The sequence below is a fragment of the Lysobacter sp. GX 14042 genome (assembly GCF_021390425.1).
Lineage (GTDB): Bacteria > Pseudomonadota > Gammaproteobacteria > Xanthomonadales > Xanthomonadaceae > Novilysobacter.
Genome location: NZ_JAJUWY010000002.1, coordinates 168,105 through 188,791 on the forward strand (window position 1 = coordinate 168,105; position 20,687 = coordinate 188,791).

The 20,687-nt window shown below is 71.5% G+C and carries 20 protein-coding genes; 14 read left to right on the plus strand and 6 right to left on the minus strand.

The window, feature by feature from the left end; genetic code table 11:
• Positions 1-83: 83 nt before the first annotated feature.
• The 3 genes from murD to LY625_RS04185 are packed head-to-tail and all read right to left on the minus strand — an operon-like array spanning position 84 to position 5,432.
• Positions 84-1,475 carry a UDP-N-acetylmuramoyl-L-alanine--D-glutamate ligase gene (gene murD / locus LY625_RS04175; protein WP_233737750.1) on the minus strand — a complete coding sequence of 464 codons (1,392 nt, stop codon included), beginning with the start codon at positions 1,473-1,475 and terminating at the stop codon, positions 84-86.
• A complete protein-coding gene (gene murL / locus LY625_RS04180; protein ID WP_233737751.1) occupies positions 1,456-2,856 on the minus strand; it encodes a UDP-N-acetyl-alpha-D-muramoyl-L-alanyl-L-glutamate epimerase in 1,401 nt (466 codons plus the stop codon). The genes murD and murL overlap by 20 nt, the downstream gene beginning before the upstream one ends.
• Positions 2,853-5,432, minus strand: coding sequence for a bifunctional aspartate kinase/diaminopimelate decarboxylase (locus LY625_RS04185; RefSeq protein WP_233737752.1), 2,580 nt, complete (start codon positions 5,430-5,432; stop codon positions 2,853-2,855). Before LY625_RS04185 ends, murL begins: the two co-directional genes overlap by 4 nt.
• 140 nt (positions 5,433-5,572) lie before the next feature.
• Between LY625_RS04185 and LY625_RS04190 the strand changes: the two genes are divergently transcribed.
• Positions 5,573-6,451 carry a PhzF family phenazine biosynthesis protein gene (locus LY625_RS04190; RefSeq protein WP_233738325.1) on the plus strand — a complete coding sequence of 293 codons (879 nt, stop codon included), beginning with the start codon at positions 5,573-5,575 and terminating at the stop codon, positions 6,449-6,451.
• 27 nt (positions 6,452-6,478) lie between these two features.
• On the opposite strand, the gene LY625_RS04195 is transcribed toward LY625_RS04190, so the two are convergent.
• Positions 6,479-6,916, minus strand: a complete 438-nt coding sequence (locus tag LY625_RS04195) for an OsmC family protein (protein WP_233737753.1) — start codon at positions 6,914-6,916, stop codon at positions 6,479-6,481.
• 126 nt (positions 6,917-7,042) lie between these two features.
• On the opposite strand from LY625_RS04195, the gene LY625_RS04200 reads away from it, so the two are divergent.
• Genes LY625_RS04200 through LY625_RS04215 form a run of 4 tightly spaced genes read left to right on the plus strand, consistent with a single transcriptional unit; the run spans position 7,043 to position 10,265 of the window.
• Positions 7,043-8,278, plus strand: coding sequence for a DUF2272 domain-containing protein (locus LY625_RS04200; RefSeq protein ID WP_233737754.1), 1,236 nt, complete (start codon positions 7,043-7,045; stop codon positions 8,276-8,278).
• Between the two features lie 36 nt (positions 8,279-8,314).
• Positions 8,315-8,896, plus strand: a complete 582-nt coding sequence (locus LY625_RS04205) for a M23 family metallopeptidase (RefSeq protein ID WP_233737755.1) — start codon at positions 8,315-8,317, stop codon at positions 8,894-8,896.
• 59 nt (positions 8,897-8,955) lie between these two features.
• Positions 8,956-9,513: a DUF1439 domain-containing protein gene (locus tag LY625_RS04210; RefSeq protein ID WP_233737756.1), complete on the plus strand. Its 558-nt coding sequence runs from the start codon at positions 8,956-8,958 to the stop codon at positions 9,511-9,513.
• A 2-nt stretch (positions 9,514-9,515) separates the two neighbouring features.
• The gene (locus LY625_RS04215; protein ID WP_233737757.1) at positions 9,516-10,265 is read left to right on the plus strand and encodes a hypothetical protein; all 750 of its coding nucleotides are present in this window, start codon (positions 9,516-9,518) and stop codon (positions 10,263-10,265) included.
• A 1-nt stretch (position 10,266) separates the two neighbouring features.
• Here the strand turns inward: LY625_RS04215 and LY625_RS04220 are convergent, their stop codons facing one another.
• Together LY625_RS04220 and LY625_RS04225 are read right to left on the minus strand one after the other, a co-directional pair.
• On the minus strand, positions 10,267-12,492 hold the full coding sequence (locus tag LY625_RS04220; protein WP_233737758.1) for a DUF5916 domain-containing protein: 2,226 nt from the start codon (positions 12,490-12,492) through the stop codon (positions 10,267-10,269).
• An 11-nt stretch (positions 12,493-12,503) separates the two neighbouring features.
• Positions 12,504-12,983 carry an SET domain-containing protein-lysine N-methyltransferase gene (locus tag LY625_RS04225; RefSeq protein ID WP_233737759.1) on the minus strand — a complete coding sequence of 160 codons (480 nt, stop codon included), beginning with the start codon at positions 12,981-12,983 and terminating at the stop codon, positions 12,504-12,506.
• A gap of 148 nt (positions 12,984-13,131) precedes the next feature.
• On the opposite strand from LY625_RS04225, the gene LY625_RS04230 reads away from it, so the two are divergent.
• From LY625_RS04230 to LY625_RS04270, 9 genes are all read left to right on the plus strand, one after another.
• On the plus strand, positions 13,132-13,590 hold the full coding sequence (locus tag LY625_RS04230; protein WP_233737760.1) for an SUF system Fe-S cluster assembly regulator: 459 nt from the start codon (positions 13,132-13,134) through the stop codon (positions 13,588-13,590).
• A 44-nt stretch (positions 13,591-13,634) separates the two neighbouring features.
• Positions 13,635-15,092, plus strand: coding sequence for a Fe-S cluster assembly protein SufB (gene sufB, locus LY625_RS04235; protein WP_233738326.1), 1,458 nt, complete (start codon positions 13,635-13,637; stop codon positions 15,090-15,092).
• A 131-nt stretch (positions 15,093-15,223) separates the two neighbouring features.
• A complete protein-coding gene (gene sufC / locus LY625_RS04240) occupies positions 15,224-15,985 on the plus strand; it encodes a Fe-S cluster assembly ATPase SufC (RefSeq protein WP_233737761.1) in 762 nt (253 codons plus the stop codon).
• Positions 15,982-17,286 (plus strand): Fe-S cluster assembly protein SufD, encoded by a 1,305-nt coding sequence (sufD, locus tag LY625_RS04245; RefSeq protein ID WP_233737762.1) that lies wholly within the window; start codon positions 15,982-15,984, stop codon positions 17,284-17,286. The genes sufC and sufD overlap by 4 nt, the downstream gene beginning before the upstream one ends.
• Complete coding sequence (locus LY625_RS04250) at positions 17,283-18,506, plus strand: cysteine desulfurase (protein WP_233737763.1); 1,224 nt, start codon at positions 17,283-17,285, stop codon at positions 18,504-18,506. Before sufD ends, LY625_RS04250 begins: the two co-directional genes overlap by 4 nt.
• A gap of 6 nt (positions 18,507-18,512) precedes the next feature.
• Positions 18,513-19,094, plus strand: a complete 582-nt coding sequence (locus LY625_RS04255; RefSeq protein ID WP_233737764.1) for a GNAT family N-acetyltransferase — start codon at positions 18,513-18,515, stop codon at positions 19,092-19,094.
• Positions 19,091-19,411 carry a non-heme iron oxygenase ferredoxin subunit gene (locus LY625_RS04260; protein ID WP_233737765.1) on the plus strand — a complete coding sequence of 107 codons (321 nt, stop codon included), beginning with the start codon at positions 19,091-19,093 and terminating at the stop codon, positions 19,409-19,411. Before LY625_RS04255 ends, LY625_RS04260 begins: the two co-directional genes overlap by 4 nt.
• Before the next feature lie 97 nt (positions 19,412-19,508).
• Complete coding sequence (locus tag LY625_RS04265) at positions 19,509-20,147, plus strand: PepSY-associated TM helix domain-containing protein (protein ID WP_233737766.1); 639 nt, start codon at positions 19,509-19,511, stop codon at positions 20,145-20,147.
• 13 nt (positions 20,148-20,160) lie between these two features.
• On the plus strand, positions 20,161-20,676 hold the full coding sequence (locus LY625_RS04270; RefSeq protein ID WP_233737767.1) for a DUF2271 domain-containing protein: 516 nt from the start codon (positions 20,161-20,163) through the stop codon (positions 20,674-20,676).
• Positions 20,677-20,687: the final 11 nt, after the last annotated feature.

Below are 20,687 nucleotides of genomic sequence, written 5' to 3' on the forward strand. Positions count from 1 at the left end.
GAAGGACACCGCTCATGGGGCGAGGGAGCAGAAGGCCGGGGGGTGGTGGAGTCTTTCGCAGGCGGAGTACCGAGGCAGTTCTGCTACACGCCCAGGCCGGGAATCCCGCTGATCGCGTCCGGGTCAAACCCGGCCAGGGCCGCGAAATGCCGGCCCCGCTCCACGTAATCCCGGTACGGCCCGAAGCTGGGCGCCCCCGGCGACAGCAACACCACGCCACCCTTCCCAAGCATCACGCGCGCCCGGGCGACCGCGTCGGCAAGCCCATCGGCCGCGCCCAGCCCGAACCGGCCACCCGCCGCCAGCGGCGCCAGCAACTCGTGGATCCGGGGCCCGTTGGCGCCCATCGTCACCACCGCCGCCGGGGCGCGGTCACGCAGGGCCCCGGCGAAGCCGGTCCAGTCCAGGCCGCGGTCGTGCCCGCCCACCAGCACGGCCACGGGCCGGTCGCGGAAGCAGTCCAGCGCCGCCAGCGTCGCCTGCGGGGTAGTGCTGATCGAGTCATTGACCCAGGCCAGCCCGTCGCGCTCGCCCAGCAGCTGCAGTCGGTGCGGCAGCGACGCGAAGTCCGCGGCATGCGGCGCCAACGCGGCGGCATCCAGGCCCAGCGCCTCGATCGCGGTCAGCGCCGCGCACAGGTTGCCCCGGTTGTGCCGGCCCGGAAGCGGCAGCGTGGCGGTGTCCATCACTTCCCGCATGCCACGGAACAGGACATCGCCACGCAGGTGCCAGCCCTCCGCGCTGCCGAACCAGCGCACTTCACTGTGCGGCAGTTCGAGCGTCGCAAGCCGCGGGTCGTTGGCATTGAGCACCACCAGCTTCGGGTGGGCATCGCTGACCAGGCGCAGCTTGTCGGCCAGGTAGCGCGCGTGCGAGCCGTGCCAGTCCAGGTGTTCGGGGAACAGGTTGAGCACCACCGCCACCGCGGGCCGGGCGCCGCTGTCGGCGACGTCACCGGTCTGGTAACTGGACAGCTCGATGACCCGGTAGTCGGCCGGCGCATCCCCGAGTTCCAGCAACGGCAGGCCGATGTTCCCGGCCAGCGCGGTGCGGTGGCCACCGGCACGCAGCAGATGCGCCATCAGCGCACTGGTGGTGCTCTTGCCCTTGGTCCCGGTGATGCAGGCAGTGCCCGCGACCACGCCATCGGCGCCGGCCTGGCCCGCGAACCACAGCGCCGTACCACCGAGGAAGCGGGTGCCGCGCGCGGCTGCAGCGGCGGCAGCCCCGCCGTATGGGCTGATGCCAGGCGACTTCACCACCACCTCGAAGGCGGCCAGTCGCTCGCCCGTGGCCCCGGACTCCACGACCAGCGTGGGATCCACGCCGCGCGCGCCGTCGACCTCGTCGGCGCGGCAGAACAGGGTCAGCGGCAGTCCCGGCAGTGCCTCGCGGATCGCCCGCCACGCCGCCCTGCCCTCGCGTCCCCAGCCCCAGAGCGCGACCCGGCGGCCCTCAAGCTGTGAAATGCGCACCCAGCCGCTCCCACACCGCCTCGGGAATCCGGTGCGGCCCTTCCGGTATCAGCAACGGCTCGAGCGCCAGCTCCGACGGATCCAGCTGCGGCGCGATCTCCTCGGCGAAGCGCTTGACCAGCGCGTCCTCGCGCCACTCCGGCCGCGCCGCCAGCGCCGCCAGTGCCGCGCGTGATTCGCGCGCCTCGCCCACGCACTCGAAGGGCTTGTGGTCGTGGTACTCCAGCAGCGCGTCGTAGCCGGCCTGCTGCTCGGGATCATCGAGCAGGTTGCGCCCGAAGATGCCCATCAGCCGCGGCTTGCTCATGAACGGCGCCAGCGCCAGGAATACGAAGTGGCACTTGGGGCAGACCCCGCACCAGCGGCTGACCGGGCGCTCGCCGAGGATGTGGAAGTTGCGGTTGCAGCTGGAGAAGTGCGCGTCGTAGTGCTGCCCGGCGGCGAACCGGCGCGCCACCGCCAGTTCGCTCAGCGGACGCAACAGCGAGTAGTAGTGCAGGTCGGCGGCGATGTGGGCGGATACGTATTCGCCGAACATCGACTCGAACGCCCAGCCCTTCGACCACTGGTGGTTGACCTCGCCGGTGCCCTCGATCAGCGAGCCATAACTGGCCGAGCGCTCGTTGGAGAACACCACCTGGTCGACCCCTTGCAGCAGCGCGGCGAGCACCAGGATCGCCGAGTTCACCGCAGTCACCGGGATGTGGCCGTTCCAGGCGCCCTGGCGGTTGTACTCGAACAGCTCCGGGGCCAGTTCGCGGCCGATGTTCAGGGTCGGCAGGCCGGTGCGCGCGGCGCAGGCGGCGATCAGCTGCGAACCGCCGACCCAGGACACGGTCTGGCCAACCCCGACGCCACGCAGCGCCTCGATGCTGACCAGCGAGTCCTTGCCACCGCCGATCGCCACCAGCGCGTGCGAGCGCAGGCCGATCATCGGGATGCGGGTGCCCGGCGCCTGCACGCCGGGGAAGCGGATCCGCCCGGCCAGGTCCAGCCCGTTGCGGTAGGCGAATTCGCCCAGGCCGTTGAGGTAGACCGATTCCAGCAACGCGGCGGTATCGGTGTCGACCAGGTAGCTTTCGACTTCGATCCGCTCCGGCACCGCGGCCTTGTAGTAGCTGATGCCGGCGATGAGGTGCAGCAGTCGCAGCGCGCGCTCCACGGCCTGTTCGCGGGCGGCGTCCATGGTGAACGGCGCGCCCGGGAAGCGTACCGTCTCCACCAGCTCCGGCCCGTCGTCGAAGGCATAGACCAGCCGCGCCTCGCCGGTGCCGTGGTCCAGGCTGCAGCGCACGAAGCGGAAGCTGCGGATCGCGTCGCGCTCGAAGCGGAAGCGTGGGTTCGCGTCGTGCTCGGAGCGCCGCGGCATCTCGGGTTTCATTCGATCACGTCCTCTGCCGGCAACTGCCGCAGGTTGTAGGTATTGGCCATCACCATGCCGTAGGCCCCGGCGTCGGCGACCAGCAGCACGTCGTCCTCGGCGGTATCGCGCGGCAGCGCGCGGGCGTGGCCGAGCACGTCTCCGCTCTCGCAGATGGGGCCGACCACGTCGAATACACGGGTCGCCGCATCCGCCGCGCGCGACAGGCTGTGGATGCCGTGCCAGGCGTCGTAGATCGACGGGCGCATCAGCGCGTTCATGCCGGCGTCGGCGCCGATGCGGTGCACGCCGTCCTTCTCCACCACCTGGGTCACCGACAGCAGCAGCACGCCGGCTTCGGCGACCAGGTAGCGACCGGGCTCGATCACCACCTGGTAGGCCGGGCAAGCGGCCTTGATCGCGTCCAGCCCGGCACGCCAGGCGTCCAGGTCGAACGGCCGCGCGTCCGGCGTGTAGGGCACCGACATGCCGCCGCCGATGTCGATGCTTTCCACGCTGCCGACCTGGTCGGCCAGCGCCACCAGCTCGCCGTAGACCTCGCGCCAGTGCTGCGGGTGCTCGATGCCGCTGCCCAGGTGCGCATGCAGGCCGGTGATTCGCAGGTCCAGTGCCCGCGCCGCGTCCAGGAACGCCTCGAAACGCGCCAGCGGCAGGCCGAACTTGGCGGCCACCCCGCCGGTACGGACCTTGGCGTGGTGGCCGTCGCCACGGCCCAGGTCCAGCCGCAGCCAGGCCTCGCGGCCACGCCACAGCTCCGGCCAGCGCTGCAGCGCCTCGACGTTGTCGATGGTGACGGTCACGCCGCGGTCGAAGGCGTCCTCGTACTCGCGCCGCGGGGCGAAGCTGGGGGTGAACAGCACCCGCGAGGGCGACAGGCCGGGGATGCAATCGAACACATGCGCCAGCTCGCCCGCCGACACGCACTCCAGTCCGAAACCCTCTTCCACCAGCACCGCCAGTATCGCCGGGTGCGGGTTCGCCTTGATGGCGAAGAAGCAGCGGTCGACTGCGTTGCTCGAGCGCAGGGCGCGGGCCCGCTCGCGCACGGTATCCAGGTGATAGACGTAGCGCGGCGTGCCGGCACGCGCGTGCTCCAGCAGGCGTGTCCGCAGGCCGTCCCACCACGGCGCCGGCCGCGGCGGCAGCGTGCCGTCGAGTTCACGCCAGCTGGGGCCGAACACCCCCGCGTCGAGTACAGGCATCGCGCCACTCCGGATCAGTTCTGCGTGCAGGATCGGAAGCAGGCCATCGGCGTCGGCCTCGTCGATCACGAAGGTCAGGTTGAGGTCGTTCGAAGACTGCGAGATGAGATGCACGCGTTCCCGGCCGAAGGTCGCCCACACGTCCGACAGCCGGTGCAGCAGCGAGCGCATGCCGCGGCCCACCAGGGTGATGGCGGTGCACGGGACGATGACCTTGACCCGGCAGACCTTCGCCAGGTCGGCGGCCAGGGCCTCGAGCACGTTGCCGGTGACCAGGTTCTCGCTGGGATCCAGTGAGATGGTGACGTTGGTCTCCGAAGAGCCGATCAGGTCAACCGACAGGCCGTGCTTCTTGTACAGGTCGAACACGTCGGCCATGAAGCCGACCTGCTGCCACATGCCGACGGTTTCCATCGATACCAGCACCACCCCGTCGCGGCGGCTGATCGCCTTTACGCCCGGGACGTTGCCGGCGCCGCCGTCGATGCGGGTGCCCGGCAGGCCGGGCCTGCGGGTATCGCGGATGGCCATCGGCACGCCGGCCCGCCGGCATGGGCGGATCGAGCGCGGATGCAGGACCTTGGCCCCGGTGGTCGCGATCTCCTGCGCCTCGGCGTAGTCGAGCCGGGTCAGCAGGCGGGCATCGGGGACCTCGCGCGGGTTGGCGCTGAACATGCCCGGCACGTCGGTCCAGATCTCCACCGCCCGGGCCCGCAGCAGCGCGCCGAACATGGCCGCCGACGTATCCGAACCGCCCCGGCCCAACAGGGCGGTACCGCCGTCCGGATGGCGGACGAGGAACCCCTGGGTCAGCAACACCCGTTCCGGGCGCGAAGCCAGGCCACGCGCAAGCGCCGGATCGGGCTCGCGGCGGCAATTGACCGACAGCCGCTCGCCCCAGGCACTGCGGTTGGGCATTGGCGCGGCATGCAGCCAGTCGCGGGCGTCGCACCAGCCGATGTCCAGGCCTTGCGCGGCCAGGTAGGCCACCCCCAGGGTCGAGGACAGCAGTTCGCCCTGTGCCAGCACTTCGGCCTGCCACTCGAGTCCGCGCGCGGCGGCGGGCGAGACGGCCAGCGCCTCCAGCACCGCCAGGCGGTCGCCGAGCACCGCGTCGGCATCCAGCCCCAGTTCGATGGCGAATGCACGGTGGCGCCCGGCCAGCGCCGCGGCACGCGCCGCGGCGTCGTCGCCTTCGCAGACCGCCTGCAGCTCGTTGGTGACGCCCGACAGCGCCGACACCACCACCAGCACCCGCGCATCGGCTTCGGCACCGCGTTTTCGCGCCAGCGCACCGATGGTGTCCCAACGTTCACGGCTGGACACCGAGGTGCCGCCGAACTTGAGTACCAGCCAGGCTTGCTTGGGTTGCATTCGTGAAACCTTGGACACGCGCCGACAGGGACCCGGCACAGCGGATGGAGTTGACCGCGAAAGCCGCAATCGTGCCCGATCCGTGGCCGTTCGCGCCATGCCGCCCGCCTACAATGGCCCGCCGCATCCCCGTCGTGCCGATGTCCCTGCGCCGCTACCTCCAGCTCGATGTCTTCGCCGACCGCCCCGGTGCCGGCAACCCCCTGGCCGTGGTGCTCGACTGTGACGGCCTCGGCGACGCGGCCATGCAGGCGATCGCGCGCTGGAACAACCGGCCGGAGACCACCTTCGTCTTTCCACCCACCCGGCCCGGGGCCGGCTACCGGGTACGGATGTTCAGTCCCGCCCAGGAAGTCCCGTTCGCCGGGCACCCCAGTGTCGGCACCGCCCATGCGGTGCTCGATGCCGGAATGGCCGGGGTGGTCGACGGCCATGTCTGGCAGGAAGGCCTGGCCGGCGTGCTGCCCCTGGCGGTGACCGGCGACGGTGCCGACCGGGCGATCGCGGTACGCGCGCCCAGTGCCCGGGTGGTGGCGGTCGGTGAGCGTGGCGCCCCGACCCTGGCCGCGCCGTTGCGTCCGTTCGCCCCGGGGCGGCTGCCGCCTGCGCTGATGGATGGCGGCCGCCGCTGGTGGGTGGCCGAAGTTGCCGACGAGGACGCGCTGCGCCGCGCGGAGCCCGACTGGGAGGCAATCGCCCACCTGGCGGAGGGCACCGGAAGCATGGGCCTGTGCGCCTTCGCCCGTGCCGATCCCGGGCAGGATTACGACCTGGTGGTGCGGGCGCTGGTCGGGGCCGGCAAGCGTTTCGAGGACGCGGCCTCGGGCGCGGCCAACGCCACCCTCGCCGCCTGGCTGCAGCACAACCGCGCGGTACCCGGCCGTGACGGCGCCTACACCGTCAGCCAGGGCCGCGAGGTCGGCTTCGACGCCCGCCTGCAGCTGCGAATCGATGCCGACGGCGAGGTGTGGTCCGGCGGCAAGGTGTGCCCGGTGGTGCGCGGGCACATCGACTGGTAGCCGCCGCGATCCGGCCGCCGGCCCGGCTCAGCCCTTGCGCAGGGTGGCTTGCAGCGACTTGGGTACTGCCTGCAGCGCCTTGGACACCGGGCAGTTGTCGCGTGCGTCCGCGGCGCACCGCTGGAACTCCGCCTCGTCGATGCCCGGCACCTCGGCCTCCAGCGTGAGGCGGATCTCCGACAGCGACGGCCCGCCCTCGGTGGACAGGTCGACTTCGCAGCGGGTCTCCAGGCGGGTCGGCACGTGGCCGGCCTCGGCCAGCACGTTCGACAGGTACATGGTGAAGCAGCCGGCATGGGCGGCGGCGATCAGCTCCTCGGGGTTGGTGCCCCTGGCATCGCCGAAGCGGCTGTTGAAGCCGTAGCCGGTGTTGTCCATCAGGCCGCTGGCGGGGGTGCTCAGATCGCCCTGGCCGTTCTTGAGGTCGCCCTCCCAGCGGGCGATCGCATGGCGGGAAATGGCCATCGTTGACTCCTGGTGTCTCGGGGGAGCGGCCAGTCTGGACCCCGCCGCGTTAGCCGTGCGTCGCGCGGCTGCCGGGCCTTTCACGCCGGCGCGGCCAGACTGGCCTGCCCACGACGGAAGCACCGCATGCGCAAGAGCGCCCTGGCCGCCCTCGCCGTCCCGATGATCGTCGCCGCGCTGCTTCCGGGCGCCCGGGCGCAGGAGGCCGGTGACACCCCCGACAGTGCCCCGGACAGTGCGATCCCCGTTTTTGAGCGCCCGGTTGGCAGCGCCGACCCCGCACGCCGGGTGCGGCTGCTGGAGGGCGACGAGCGGCCCGCGCTGCGCGCCAGGCTGGGGATGTTCGCCGAACCGCTCTACCGGCGCCTGCCCGACGGCCGCTATGCCGAGATTCCGGTGGCCACCTGGCAGGTGCTCGACGGCGGTTGCCGGCGCGTCGCCGGCGACCCGCGCCAGCGCATGATCGACCTGGCCGCCGCGGAATGGGCCGCGTTCGGCCTGCCGGTGCTGGACCTGTCGGCCGGGCAGGACACCGCGGTGCCACAGGCGACCGGCGAAGACGGTTTCCGGATCATCGACCCGGCGCGCAACTTCAGCGTCGGCGAGCGCGCCGGCCGGCGCGCCGCGCAGCTGGGCCTGATGGAGGATGCGCCGGCGGTCGATGCGGCAATCGCCGGTTACTGGAGCGCGGTGCCCGGTGGCGAGGACGTGCTGCGGCGGCAGGCGATCGTGGAGTTCGGCGTTTCCGGGGCCGGGTGGGCGACGGCCTGGTCGGGTGCGTTCGTGTCCTGGCTGGCCTGCGAGGCCGGCGTGCCCGGCTTCCGCCGCAGCGGCCTGCACCACGACTACGTGCTCCAGGCGGTGGACGCCCGCGAGGGTGCACCTGGCCCCTTCATCGCCCATGACCTGGACGAGGTGGTGCCGGCGCCGGGCGACCTGCTGTGTACCGCGCGCGCCGGTTCGGAGTTCACCGGCATCGCCGACCTGCGCACCGGCGCTGGCGGGTCGCGGGCCATGCACTGCGACCTGGTGGTGGCGACCGAACCGGCCGCCCGGCGGCTGTACGCGATCGGCGGCAATGTCGCCAACGCGGTCTCGCTGACGGTGGTGGCGACCGATGACGCCGGCCGGCCGCGCCCGCAGGCGGAGCTGCCCGGGGCCCACCGCTGGTTCAGCGTGCTGCGGCCGCGGATGGCGGCCAGCGGAACCCCGGGCCTGGACCGCAGTCCGGCGGTACTGGGACTGTTCCAGGCCTGGCGCAGGTGGGCGGCACGGACCGGCAATCCCGCACCGGCCCCGCTGCGCGCCACTGCGCCCTCCGCCCCCGGCGCCGCCGTCGAACCGCCGTCCACCGGCGATTGACATCCCATGGGCAGCACCATGCCTACGCTGTCCGGCATGGCTGCCCGACGCCCCCGCCCCGCCGCGTCCCGGCTGCTGTCCGCCCTGGCCGGGTTGCTGCGGACCGCGCTGGTGCTGGGCGCATTGGCCGGCGCCGGGTGGTGGGCCTGGCAACAACCCTTCATGGAGCGTCCGCGGACCCTGTGGGAACTGTCGCGCGCCGGGCCGGCACAGGCGCTCCCGGTGCCGGTCATGGGCGTGTCCCCCGGTGCCATCGCCGACACCTGGGGCGCCGGCCGCAGCGGTGGCCGCCGCCACGAGGGCGTGGACATCTTCGCCGCGCGCGGGACCCCGGTAGTCAGCAGTACCCGCGGGATCGTCAGCGCAATCCGCGAGACCGGACTGGGCGGACGGCAGGTATGGGTGCTCGGCCCGGGCCTGGAGCGCTACTACTACGCGCACCTGGACGATTGGGCCGACGGGCTGCAGGAGGGTGACGTGGTCCGGCCCGGCCAGGCCCTGGGCGTGGTGGGCGATACCGGCAACGCGCGCGGCACCCCAACCCACCTGCATTACGGCATCTACGGCGCCGATGGCGCGCTGGATCCCCTGCCCCGGCTGCGTGCGGGCGCGCCCTGATTCCGCTTGACGCCGGCTGTGGTTATGGTGGGCTCCACCCAAGGTCTGGAAGCTGCCGGATGCGAAAGCTGCGCGTGCTGTTGGTGACCCTGCTGCTGCCGATGGCAGCCGCCGCCTGTTCCAGCTTCGGGATGCTGGGCGCCATGCTCGGCAGCCAGGTGACCTTCACCCAGCCCCAGCTGCAGCACGCGCTGGACGGCCATTTTCCGCGCCGGTATGAGCGCCTCGGCGGGCTGGTCACGCTGGACCTGACCGAGCCGACCCTGTCGATCCCCTACAACGCGAACCGGCTGCGGCTGGAGTTCGACGTCACCCTGGGGGCCTCCGGCAGGCGAAGCGCCCGCGGGCACCTCGCCCTGAGCAGCGGGCTGCGCTACGACCCGGCGACCCGCGGCCTGCACCTGCACGAGCCGGTGATCGAGGCGCTGGACGTCGACGGGCCCGGCGCGGCGGTCGATGCCACCGGCGCCGAGTTGCTGCAGGCCTGGCTGGCCGACTACGCGCGCCAGGAACCGGTCTACCGGCTCAGCGACTCGCTGGTCGAGCGCATTGCCGGGCGCCGGATCGACTCCACCACCATCCGCGACGGGGTGGTGGTACTCAACCTGGGACAGTGATGATGCGCAAGGCGACCGCCCTTTCTCCCATCCTCGTGCTGGCGCTGGTCGCCTGCGGCTCCGGCCAGGCCGACGATCCCGGGGCGGCCGCTCCGGGCCACGAAGTGCCGGACCTCCCCTCGCCCGCAGGGGACCCCGCCGGCAGCATCACCGGGATGCCGGCACCCGGAAGCGGCAGCCGCGACCTGCCGCCGGCGGCCGCGGCCGAGGTCCAGGCCGCGGAGGACACGGACGCCGATGGCGGCCTTGTGGATGGCGGCTTCGCGGACGGGTCCGCGGAGCTGTCCGGCGCCCCGCCGGACACCGTCGCCGGGTTTGTACTGCCCGAGGGTCCGGATGCCGCGGCCGTCCCGCCACCGCCCGCGCCGGGCCCGGAGGCCGTGCCGGCACAGGGCGCAAGCGCCGACGAAGCGATGGCGACCATCCGCCGCTACTACTCGGCGATCAGCTCGGCCGACTACGCGGGCGCGCACCGGCTGTGGTCCGGCGACGGCAGCGCAAGCGGGCAGTCGCTGGAGCAGTTCGCCAGCGGCTTCGCCGACACCGCCGACGTGCGCGTGCACATGATGGAACCCGGCCGGCCGGAGGGCGCCGCCGGCTCGCGCTACATCCGCGTGCCGGTGACCCTCGACGCCACCCGGCGCGACGGCAGCACCGTGCAGTACACCGGCAGCTACACCCTGCGCCAGCCCAACGACGGCAGCGGGAGCTGGCGCATCGACTCGGCCGACCTGCGCGAGGTCCAGCGCTGAGTCACAGCTCGAAGCGGTAGGCCAGCTTGACCAGCAGCTGCTCGTCGTCGCGCAGGCGGAAGGCATCGCCGAGCTGGTCATACGGGCTGGCGGCGAACCCGTCGAGCGCGTAGCCACCGCGCCCGTACACCACGTACAGGTCCGAAAGCGGCGCGAGCATGTAGCGGTAGCGCACCTGGAAACCGAGGTTGCGCAGGCTGAAGTCGGCCGCCGGCTCGGCGCTGGCGACGGTGCGGCCATCCGCCAGGACCTCGACGGTGCCGGTCGCCGCGGCTTCCATGCCGATCGCCTGCAGCTTCACCCGCAACTCCTGGCGCAGGCCAATCGCCCAGTCCAGCCCGGCATCCAGCTCCAGCGATCGCTGTTCGAAGCGGCCGATCCGGTCGCCGTCCTGCCACACCAGCCAGTCGGGCACGTACTCGGCACCCACCCCGGCGAACACACGCAGGGTGTCGCCAAGATGCAGGGTCGGCTCCAGTTCCAGGCCGTAGCCGATCCGGTCGTTGCCGGCCAGCCCGCCGCCCCGCGCCCAGGCCTCGAGCGCCCACTCCCAAGGGCCAAGGCGCGGGCGCCCGCGTTTCCAGCGCAGGGTCCAGCGCCCCGGCTGCCACAGCGGGTGGCCGCCGCGGGTGATCAGGTCGTCGTAGCGGGGAGCGTCGATGTCGAGCTCGAGGTACTCGCTGCCGCCATTGCGCAGCCGGCTGGAGCGGATCAGCCGCAACTGGCGCTGCAACCGCAGGCCATCGCTGTTGTCGATGCCGATGATCCGCCCGCGGTAGTCGTGCGAGGCGTAGGCGGAGCCTTCCGGCAGCGCGGTGATGCGGCGGCTGAGCTGGTAGTGCAGGTAGTCCAGCGCGTTGCGGCTGAGGTAACCGAAGTCGTTGAGTTCCAGCTCCTCGCCGAAGTGCATCGCCAGCCACTGCTGCCGCCAGCCGCCGGCCATCTGGTAGTCGACGATGGCGGTGGCGCCAAGATCGCTGCGGTCGGCGCCGGGCTGGCGGACGTCGCTGCCGACGAGGTTGGAGGCGACCGTCAGCGAAGCGGTCGGCTGCCAGCGATGGTCGAGGCCGACCACGCGCGCCTCGCGGCCCAGCCAGGGCCGCTCCACCCGGGTCGCCATCAGGCCGACGTGCTGGCCACCCAGGTCGCGCTCCACCCGTGCCGCGGCGAACGAGCGCCCTGCCGCGCCTTCCTCCTCCGCCAGCAGCAGGCCGTAGCCGAAGCCGGCCGCGCGCCCGTTGAGCTTGAGCGCCGCGTCGATACCCGCCGGCCCGCTGCCGTCGTCGGCCGCCGCACCGACCCGCCGGGTGTAGACCAGTTGGCTGTTGTCGATCAGCAGGCCGAAATCGAAGATGCCCTGGTTCTCGGTGAAGAACGGCCGCTTGTCGCTGTAGAAGGTTTCCTCGGCGCTGAAGTTGACCACCAGGTCATCGCTCTCGACATGGCCGAAGTCCGGGTTGACCGTCGCGGCGAGCTGGAACTGCCCGCTGGGCTTCCAGAACAGGTCGCCGCCGGCATCGAAGTCGCTGCCACCGGTGATGTTGTCGTACACCCCGACCACGTAGGGCGTGACCGCCAGCAATGACTGGTCGTGGGCCTCCAGCTCGACCGGCGCGAAATCCGACAGGAACCGCGGGCGATGCCAGCTCGCCGTGGGCCAGGCCATGCGCTCGCCGGTCGCCGCCACCACCCGGTCCAGGTACAGGCCGATCCGCCGGGTGCCGCCGTGGGCCCTGCGCATCGGCGCGGTGTGCCAGGGGATCAGGAACTCCGCGCTCCAGCCGGCCTCGTCCTCGCTGGCGGCGTGCAGCCATACGCCGTCCCAGTCGTCGTTGAAGCTGCTCTCGGCGGTGACCACCTCGTCGGCGATGCCGCCGGCCAGGCTGATCACGAAGTTGTAGGCGGTACGCGCGTCGCCATCGAAGTCGACCATGACGTTGACCCGGTCGACCTGGCTGGCCTCGTCGCGCCGGGTGCGCTGGCGGGTGCGCGCGATGCCGGGCGGCTGCCCGTTGCGGAAGGCGATCGCCAGGCCTTCGGGGGTCGACAGCACCCAGGCGCGGGTCGGGTACGGCGCCGGCTGCTCCGACAGCGGCTCGGTCAGGCGGAAGTCGCCGATTTCCAGCGCGCCGTCCCATTCGCCCGGCGAGAGGTGGCCGTCGATCTCGACGGCTTGCGCCGGCAACACCGCCGCGACGGACAGCAGGACCGGCAGGAGCAGGCGCATGGCCGGATCCGTCAGCCGCGGCGGCGGCGCTTGGGCTGCAGCAGCGTCCCGGTGCAGTCCGGCGCGCCGCAGCGGCAGGCCCAGATCTTCTTCAGCCGCAGCGTGTGGCGCTCGGCCAGGGTGATGCCGTAGTTGTAGGTGAGCTCGTCGCCGGGCGCGATGTCGGCGATCGCCTCGATGAACACCCGGTCGCGGCGGCGGTCATCGCCCTCGTCCTCGTGCAGCACCGCCTCGCAGTTGGGCGCGCAACTGTGGTTGATCCAGCGCGCGACGTTGCCGCGCTCGGTCCCGTCGATCACGTACTCGTCGTTGAGCGTGAACAGGAAGGTGTGGCCGGATTCGACATCCCCCTGCTCGCCGGCGTCGACTTCCTCGTGGGTGCGCAGGCAGCCGGTGTACTCAATGACCCGCTCGCCCTTGCGGATCGGTGCGGTGGCGAACACGCCGTTGCCGTGGATGGCGGAACGCCGGGCGGTGAGCTTGGCCGGCATCGCGGCTCCTTGCTGGGTGGGAATCCGCGCATTGTGCCCGAGCGGCACGCGCCGCCACGGATGAACCCCGCCGCGGCGGCGGCTTGCCCGGCACCCCCCGCAATCCGTACAATTCCGGTCCTGATTACCCCCTTCCCGCCGTCCCGCCATGCTCCGCGTCACCAAGCTCACCGATTACGCCACCGTGGTGCTGACCGTGCTCGCCGCCGAGCCGGAGCGGGTGCTGAGCGCCCCGGAGCTGGCCGAGCGCGCGGGCTTGGAGACCCCCACCGTGAGCAAGGTGCTCAAGCCGTTGGCCCAGGCCGGGCTGGTGGAGGGTTTCCGCGGCGCCAACGGCGGCTACCGGCTTGCGCGTGGCTCCGGCGAGATCCAGCTGATCGAGATCGTCGAGGCGATGGAAGGCCCGCTGGGCATGACCGAGTGCAGCGTCCATGACGGCAACTGCGGCATCCAGGACCAGTGCGACATCCGCGCCGGCTGGCGCCACATCAACGACGTGGTGATCGCCGCGCTGCGCGACGTGACCCTGGCGCAGATGCTCGCGCCGCCCGTCCCCTCCTCCCCGCCGCCGGCGCGGCGAATCGACCTGCGCCTGGCCAACACTTGATTCCAACAGGCAGCCACATGGCCACCCAATTGACCGACCACGACATCGCGACGGCCGTGCTCCCCGAGGCCAACCGCGAAATCCACGAGCAGCTCGGCCGCAAGTACACGGCCGGGTTCGTTACCGACATCGAAACCGACAGCCTGCCCCCCGGCCTGGACGAGGACACCATCCGTGCCCTGTCCGCCAAGAAGGAGGAGCCAGAGTGGATGACCCAGTGGCGGCTGGAGGCCTACCGCCATTGGCTGACCATGCCGATGCCGGACTGGGCGAAGCTCGACATCGCCCCGATCGACTTCCAGGCGCTGAGCTACTACTCCGCGCCCAAGGGGCCGAAATACAAGTCGCTCGACGAGGTCCCGCAGGAACTGCTCGACACCTACGACAAGCTCGGCGTGCCGCTGCACGAGCGGGCGAAGCTGGCCGGGGTGGCGGTGGACGCGGTGTTCGACTCGGTCTCGGTCGGCACCACCTTCCGCAAGGAGCTGGCGGAGAAGGGGATCATCTTCTGCTCGATGTCCGAGGCCATCAAGGACCACCCGGAACTGGTGCGCCAGTACCTGGGCTCCGTGGTGCCGGTGGGCGACAACTTCTTCGCCGCGCTCAACTCGGCGGTGTTCTCCGACGGCAGCTTCGTGTTCATCCCGGCGGGCGTGAAGTGCCCGATGGAGCTGAGCACCTATTTCCGCATCAACGCCGGCCACACCGGCCAGTTCGAGCGCACCCTGATCATCTGCGAGGACCGTGCCCAGGTGTCCTACCTGGAAGGTTGCACCGCGCCGATGCGCGACGAGAACCAGCTGCACGCCGCGGTGGTCGAACTGGTGGCGCTGGAAGACGCCGACATCAAGTACTCCACGGTGCAGAACTGGTATCCGGGCGACGAGAACGGCGTCGGCGGCATCTACAACTTCGTGACCAAGCGCGGCGAATGCCGCGGCGCGCGCAGCCGGATCCACTGGACCCAGGTCGAGACCGGCTCGGCGATCACCTGGAAGTACCCGTCCTGCGTGCTCACCGGCGATGACTCCAGCGGCGAGTTCCACTCGGTGGCGCTGACCCACCACCGCCAGCAGGCCGACACCGGCACCAAGATGATCCACATCGGCAAGCGCACCAAGAGCACGATCATCTCCAAGGGCATCAGCGCCGGGCACGGGCAGAACACCTACCGCGGGCTGGTCAAGGTGCTGGCCGGGGCCGAGGGCGCGCGCAACTACACCCAGTGCGACAGCCTGCTGATCGGCAAGAAGTGCGGCGCCCACGCGGTCCCCTACATCGAGGTGCGCAACCCGACCGCCACCGTCGAGCACGAGGCCAGCGCCTCCAAGATCAGCGACGACCAGATGTTCTACTGCCGCTCGCGCGGCATCGGCGAGGAGGACGCGGTGTCGATGATCGTCGACGGCTTCTGCAAGCAGGTCTTCCGCGAGCTGCCGATGGAGTTCGCCGTCGAGGCCAAGGCGCTGCTGGAAGTGAGCCTGGAAGGCGCCGTCGGCTGACCACGCACATCCCTTCTCCCGCTCGCGGGAGAAGGTGCCCGAAGGGCGGATGAGGGGCTTTTGATTGCCCTCACCCCAACCCTCTCCCGCAAGCGGGAGAGGGGGACAAAAGAACAGGAGCGAGATCCCACATGCTGAAGATCGAAAACCTCCACGCCAGCGTCGCCGGCAAGGAAATCCTCAAGGGCCTGTCGCTGGAGCTGCAGGCGGGCCAGGTGCACGCGCTGATGGGGCCCAACGGCGCCGGCAAGTCGACGCTGGGCAACATCCTGGCCGGACGCGAGGGCTACGAGGTCACCGCCGGCTCGGTCAGCTTCGACGGGAAGGACCTGCTGGAACTGGAGCCGGAAGAACGCGCCGCCGCCGGCGTGTTCCTGGCCTTCCAGTACCCGGTCGAGATCCCCGGGGTGAACAACACCTACTTCCTGCGCACCGCGCTCAATGCCCAGCGCAGGGCGCGCGGCGAGGACGAGCTGGACTCGATGAACTTCCTCAAGCGGGTGCGCGAGAAGCTCGCCGTGCTGCACCTGAAGGACGAGCTGCTGCACCGCGCCGTCAACGAGGGTTTCTCCGGCGGCGAGAAGAAGCGCAACGAGATCTTCCAGCTGGCGCTTCTGGAGCCGCGGCTGGCGATCCTGGACGAGACCGACTCCGGGCTGGACATCGACGCGCTCAAGACCGTCGCCGATGGCGTCAACGCGCTGCGCTCGGCCGACCGGGGTTTCCTGGTGATCACCCATTACCAGCGCCTGCTCGACTACATCAAGCCCGACGTGGTGCACGTGCTGGCCGACGGCCGGATCGTCGAGTCCGGCGGGCCGGAACTGGCGCTGCAGCTGGAAGAGCACGGCTACCAGTGGATCAGCGACCGGATCATCCCGGAGAAGGCATGAGCGCATTGATGGAGAACCTGGCGCGCGGCTTCGACGCGCTGCCCGGCCGCGAGGCCGCCGGCCTGGGTCCGCTGCGCCGGGAGGCACTCGCCGGCGCGCTGCGCGACGGCCTGCCGGGCCCGCGCAGCGAAGCCTGGAAGTACACCCCGTTGCGGGCGCTGGAGCGTCGCAGCTTCGCCCCGGCCGGGAAGGCGCTGGCATTCGATGCCGCGCTGCTGGCCGACATTCCCGCCCCGCGCCTGGTGTTCGTGAACGGCCGCTACGATGCCGCGCACTCCGACCTGGAGGGCTTGCCGGCCGGGGTGAGCGCGCACCCGCTCTCGCAGCTGCTGGAGGAAGGCGACCCGGTGGCCGCCGGCGCCCTGTCGCGCCGCTACCAAGAGCCGGCCGAGGTTTTCGCCCGCCTCAACACCGCCCTGGCCACCGAAGGGGTGGTGCTGCGGGCCGGGCCCGAGGCGCGCGGTGGTGGGCCGGTGCGGCTGGTCTTCATCGGCACCCCCGATTCCGAGGACCGTGCGTGGCACCTGCGCCACCGCATCGAGCTCGCGCCCGGCGCGCGGCTGGACGTGATCGAGCAGCTGGTCGGGGGCGGCGAGCACCGCCACTTGGCCAACAGCCTGATGCAGGTCGAACTGGGCGACGCCGCGCGCCTGCGCCATGCGCGCCTGCAGCAGGAATCCTCCGGCGCCACCCTGTTCCACCGGACCGATGCGGTGCTCGGCACGGACGCGCAATACCGCCGGATCGACCTGGAGCTGGGCGCCGCGCTGTCGCGGCACGAGCTCAACATCGCCCTGCGCGGCGCACGTGCCCAGGCGCAGGCCAACGGCGTGCTGCTGGCCGACGGCCGACGCCACCTGGACACCCGGCTGAGCGTGGACCACGACGCCCGCGACACCGGCTGCGAGCTGACCTGGCGCGGCATCGGCGCTGACCGCGGCAAGGTGGTGTTCCATGGCGGCATCCTGATCCGCGAGGGCGCCGACGGCACCAACGCCAACCTGTCCAACAAGAACCTGCTGCTGTCCCAGGGCGCGGAGATCGACACCCAGCCGATGCTGGTGATCCACGCCGACGAGGTGCAGGCCGCGCACGGCGCGACGGTCGGCCAGCTCGACCCGACCGCGATGTTCTACCTGCGCTCGCGCGGCATTCCCGCCGAGCGCGCGCAGGGGCTGCTGACCGCCGCGTTCTGCCGCGAGCCGTTGTCGGTGATCGACGACCAGGCGGTGCGCGACGCGGTGGGCGCGCGGCTGGACGAGGTGCTGCTGCAGTCGGTGGCGGCGGGGATGGAGGCGTGAGCGAAGCCGTGGACTGGGCGGCGGTCCGCGCCGACTTCCCGGTGCTGGAGCGCAGCGTGCACGGCAAGCCGCTGGTGTACCTGGACTCGGCCAACACCGGGCAGAAGCCGCGGCAGGTGATCGAGGCGGTGGACGACTTCTTCCGCCACCACAACGCCAATGTCAGCCGCGCGGTGCACGCGCTGGGCAGCGAGGCCACGGAGGCCTTCGAGGGCGCGCGCGGCAAGCTGGCGCGTTTCCTCAACGTGCGCGCCAACGAACTGGTGCTGTGCAGCGGCACCACTTTCGCCATCAACCTGGTCGCCTACAGCTGGGCCTTGCCGCGGCTGAAGGCGGGGGACGCGATCGTGGTCACCCGCATGGAGCACCACGCCAACATCGTGCCCTGGCAGCTCATTGCCCAGCGCAGCGGGGCCACGCTCAAGGTCGCCGACATCGACGGGCGCGGCGACCTGGACCTGGACCAGCTGGAATCGCTGCTGACCGGCGAGGTGAAGCTGCTGGCCGTAGCCCACGTCTCCAACGTGCTGGGCACGGTGAACCCGGTGCGCGAGATCTGCCGCATGGCCCGCAGGCGCGGCATCGCGACCCTGGTCGACGGTTCCCAGGCGGCGCCGCACCGCCCGGTCGACGTGGCCGCGATCGGCTGCGACTTCTACGCCGTCACCGGCCACAAGATGGCCGGCCCGACCGGTACCGGCGCGCTGTGGGCGCGCCGCGAACACCTGGAGGGGATGCCGCCGTTCCTGGGCGGCGGCGAAATGATCAAGGAGGTCCGTTTCGACGGCACCGTGTTCAACGAGGCCCCGCACAAGTTCGAGGCCGGCACCCCCAACATCGCCGGCTTCATCGGCCTGGGCGCGGCCTGCGACTACCTGTCCGGCATCGGCATGCACAACATCGAGGCCCGCGAGCAGGCGCTGCTGGCGCACCTGACCGCGCGGCTGGACACGATCGACGGGGTGCGGATCTTCGGCCGCGCGCGCGAGAAGGCCGCGGTGGTCAGCTTCCTGGTCGAGGGCGCGCACGCCCACGACCTGGCCACCCTGCTCGACCTGGAGGGGGTGGCGGTGCGCTCGGGCCACCACTGCGCGCACCCGCTGATGCAGCACTTCGGCGTGCCGGCTACCTGCCGTGCCTCGCCGGCGTTCTACAACACCTTCGAGGAGATCGACGCCTTCGCCGCGGCACTGGTGAAGGTGCGCGGACTTCTGGCCTGATCCGAAATGAGCGAACTCCGGTTCCGCGACGCCACCGTCGCCGACATTCCCGCCCTTCTCGCCCTGGTCACCTCCGCCTACCGCGGCGAGGACAGCCGTGCCGGCTGGACCACCGAGGCCGACCTGCTGGAGGGCAACCGCATCGTGCCGGAAGTGTTGCGGGCCGACATCACCCGCGCGCGCAGCCGGATCCTGCTGGCCGAACGGAACGGCGAGGCGCTGGGTTGCGCGCACGTGGCCGAAGAGGACGGCAGCGGCTACTTCGGCATGTTCGCGGTGTCCCCGCGGGCGCAGCGCGCCGGCATCGGCGACGCGATCCTGGCCGAAGCCGAACGGGTGGCACGGGTCGACTGGCGGTTGCCGCTGATGCGGATGACCGTGATCGACCTGCGTACCGAGCTGATCGCCTGGTACCAGCGGCGTGGCTACCGGCGTACCGGCGAGATCCGCCCGTTCCCCGCCACCGACCCGCGCTTTGGCGTACCCCTGCGCGACGACCTGCGGTTCGAGGTCCTGGAAAAGCCGCTGGCCGGGACGACCGGGATCGCGGCTGGAGCCGCGCCTGCGGTGGGAGGAATACAGGCATGAGTGACTGGATCCGGGTCTGCACCACCGCCGAGCTGCTGCCCGGTGAATCCACCGTGGCCTGGGATGGCGACACGCCGATCCTGGTGGTCAACCTGGATGGCGACTTCCATGCCGTGGAGGACCAGTGCACCCACGAGGATTACGAGCTGTCGGCCGGCGCGGTCGACCCGCAGGCGGGGACGGTGGAGTGCGTGCTGCACGGGGCGAAGTTCGACCTGCGCGACGGCCGGGCGCTGTGCGCCCCGGCCTATGAACCGGTCGCGAAGTTTCCGGTGAAGGTGGAAGACGGCGTGGTCTGGACCCGCGACGACCGCTGAGACCGCCCTGCATTATTGCGAATCATTCTTGTTTGCGTCTATCATGCGCCCCCTCCCGGATGCCGGCACGACCGCGCCCCGTTGATCTGGACCGCCGATGGCCGCCACTCCCCACGCCAGCACCGCCATGGCCGCCAGCCGCCGCTCCTGGTGGCTCAAGACCCTGCACCGCTGGCACTGGATAAGCGCCGCGGTGAGCCTGGCCGGACTGCTGGTGTTCGCCGCCACCGGCATCACCCTCAACCACGCCGCGCAGATCGAATCCACGGCCAGGGTCAGCGTGACCACCGGCACGCTGCCGGCGGAACTGTCCGCCGGGCTCGCCGGCGTGCCGGCCGATGCGCCGCTGCCGGTGCCGGTCGCGCGCTGGCTGGCCGACACCCATGGCATCCGCGCCGGCGGCCGCGCCGGGGAATGGGACGAGCTGGAGGTCTATGTCTCCCTGCCGCGCGCCGGCGGTGATGCCTGGCTGGCGATCGACCGGGAGACCGGCGACTTCGAATACGAGCGCACCGACCGCGGCACCGTCGCCTGGCTCAACGACCTGCACAAGGGCCGCAATACCGGCGCGGCCTGGCGCTGGTTCATCGACCTGCTGGCGGTGGCCTGCGTGCTGTTCGCCCTCACCGGCTTGTGGCTGCTGTGGCTGCACGCCCGCCAGCGCACGTCCACCTGGCCACTGGTCGCCACCGGCGTGGTAGTGCCGGTGCTGCTGATCCTGCTGTTCATGCATTGATCCGAGGACGCCCATGACCCTGCCCCGCCTTGCCCTGCTCGCCGCCCTTGCCTTGCCCGCCGCCGCACCGGCCGCCGGCTTGGACGTCACCCTGGAGATCCCGCGGCTGGACGTCGCCGAATACCACCGCCCCTACGTGGCGGTGTGGATCGCCCGCCCCGACCACAGCGTCGCCGCCAACCTGGCGGTCTGGTACGACGACGACATGGCCGCCGACGAGGGCACCAAGTGGCTCAAGGACATGCGCCAGTGGTGGCGGCGCAGCGGCCGCGGGCTGTCGATGCCGGTGGACGGCGTCAGCGGCGCGACCCGCCCGGCCGGCCAGCACCAGCTGCGCTTCGAGGCCGGCCAGGCGCCGCTGGGCACGCTCGCGGCCGGCGAATACGAGCTGGTGGTCGAGGCCGCCCGCGAGGTCGGCGGGCGCGAGGTGGTGCGCATCCCCTTCACCTGGCCCGCCGCCGCGCGCCAGCAGGCCAATGCCGCCGGCAGCAGCGAGCTTGGTGAAGTTCGGCTGACCCTCCGCCCATGACACATCCGATT

Bases quoted from the DNA above. Each gene is read 5' to 3' on its own strand.
- sufC (WP_233737761.1), top strand. From the start codon at position 15,224: ATGCTGAAGATCGAAAACCTCCACGCCAGCGTCGCCGGCAAGGAAATC.
- LY625_RS04195 (WP_233737753.1), bottom strand. From the start codon at position 6,916: ATGGCCATTTCCCGCCATGCGATCGCCCGCTGGGAGGGCGACCTCAAG.
- LY625_RS04260 (WP_233737765.1), top strand. From the start codon at position 19,091: ATGAGTGACTGGATCCGGGTCTGCACCACCGCCGAGCTGCTGCCCGGT.
- LY625_RS04270 (WP_233737767.1), top strand. From the start codon at position 20,161: ATGACCCTGCCCCGCCTTGCCCTGCTCGCCGCCCTTGCCTTGCCCGCC.
- LY625_RS04225 (WP_233737759.1), bottom strand. From the start codon at position 12,983: ATGCCGGCCAAGCTCACCGCCCGGCGTTCCGCCATCCACGGCAACGGC.
- LY625_RS04220 (WP_233737758.1), bottom strand. From the start codon at position 12,492: ATGCGCCTGCTCCTGCCGGTCCTGCTGTCCGTCGCGGCGGTGTTGCCG.
- LY625_RS04215 (WP_233737757.1), top strand. From the start codon at position 9,516: ATGCGCAAGGCGACCGCCCTTTCTCCCATCCTCGTGCTGGCGCTGGTC.
- LY625_RS04210 (WP_233737756.1), top strand. From the start codon at position 8,956: ATGCGAAAGCTGCGCGTGCTGTTGGTGACCCTGCTGCTGCCGATGGCA.
- LY625_RS04190 (WP_233738325.1), top strand. From the start codon at position 5,573: ATGTCCCTGCGCCGCTACCTCCAGCTCGATGTCTTCGCCGACCGCCCC.
- sufD (WP_233737762.1), top strand. From the start codon at position 15,982: ATGAGCGCATTGATGGAGAACCTGGCGCGCGGCTTCGACGCGCTGCCC.
- LY625_RS04185 (WP_233737752.1), bottom strand. From the start codon at position 5,432: ATGCAACCCAAGCAAGCCTGGCTGGTACTCAAGTTCGGCGGCACCTCG.
- LY625_RS04205 (WP_233737755.1), top strand. From the start codon at position 8,315: ATGGCTGCCCGACGCCCCCGCCCCGCCGCGTCCCGGCTGCTGTCCGCC.
- LY625_RS04265 (WP_233737766.1), top strand. From the start codon at position 19,509: ATGGCCGCCACTCCCCACGCCAGCACCGCCATGGCCGCCAGCCGCCGC.
- LY625_RS04200 (WP_233737754.1), top strand. From the start codon at position 7,043: ATGCGCAAGAGCGCCCTGGCCGCCCTCGCCGTCCCGATGATCGTCGCC.
- murL (WP_233737751.1), bottom strand. From the start codon at position 2,856: ATGAAACCCGAGATGCCGCGGCGCTCCGAGCACGACGCGAACCCACGC.
- LY625_RS04255 (WP_233737764.1), top strand. From the start codon at position 18,513: ATGAGCGAACTCCGGTTCCGCGACGCCACCGTCGCCGACATTCCCGCC.
- LY625_RS04230 (WP_233737760.1), top strand. From the start codon at position 13,132: ATGCTCCGCGTCACCAAGCTCACCGATTACGCCACCGTGGTGCTGACC.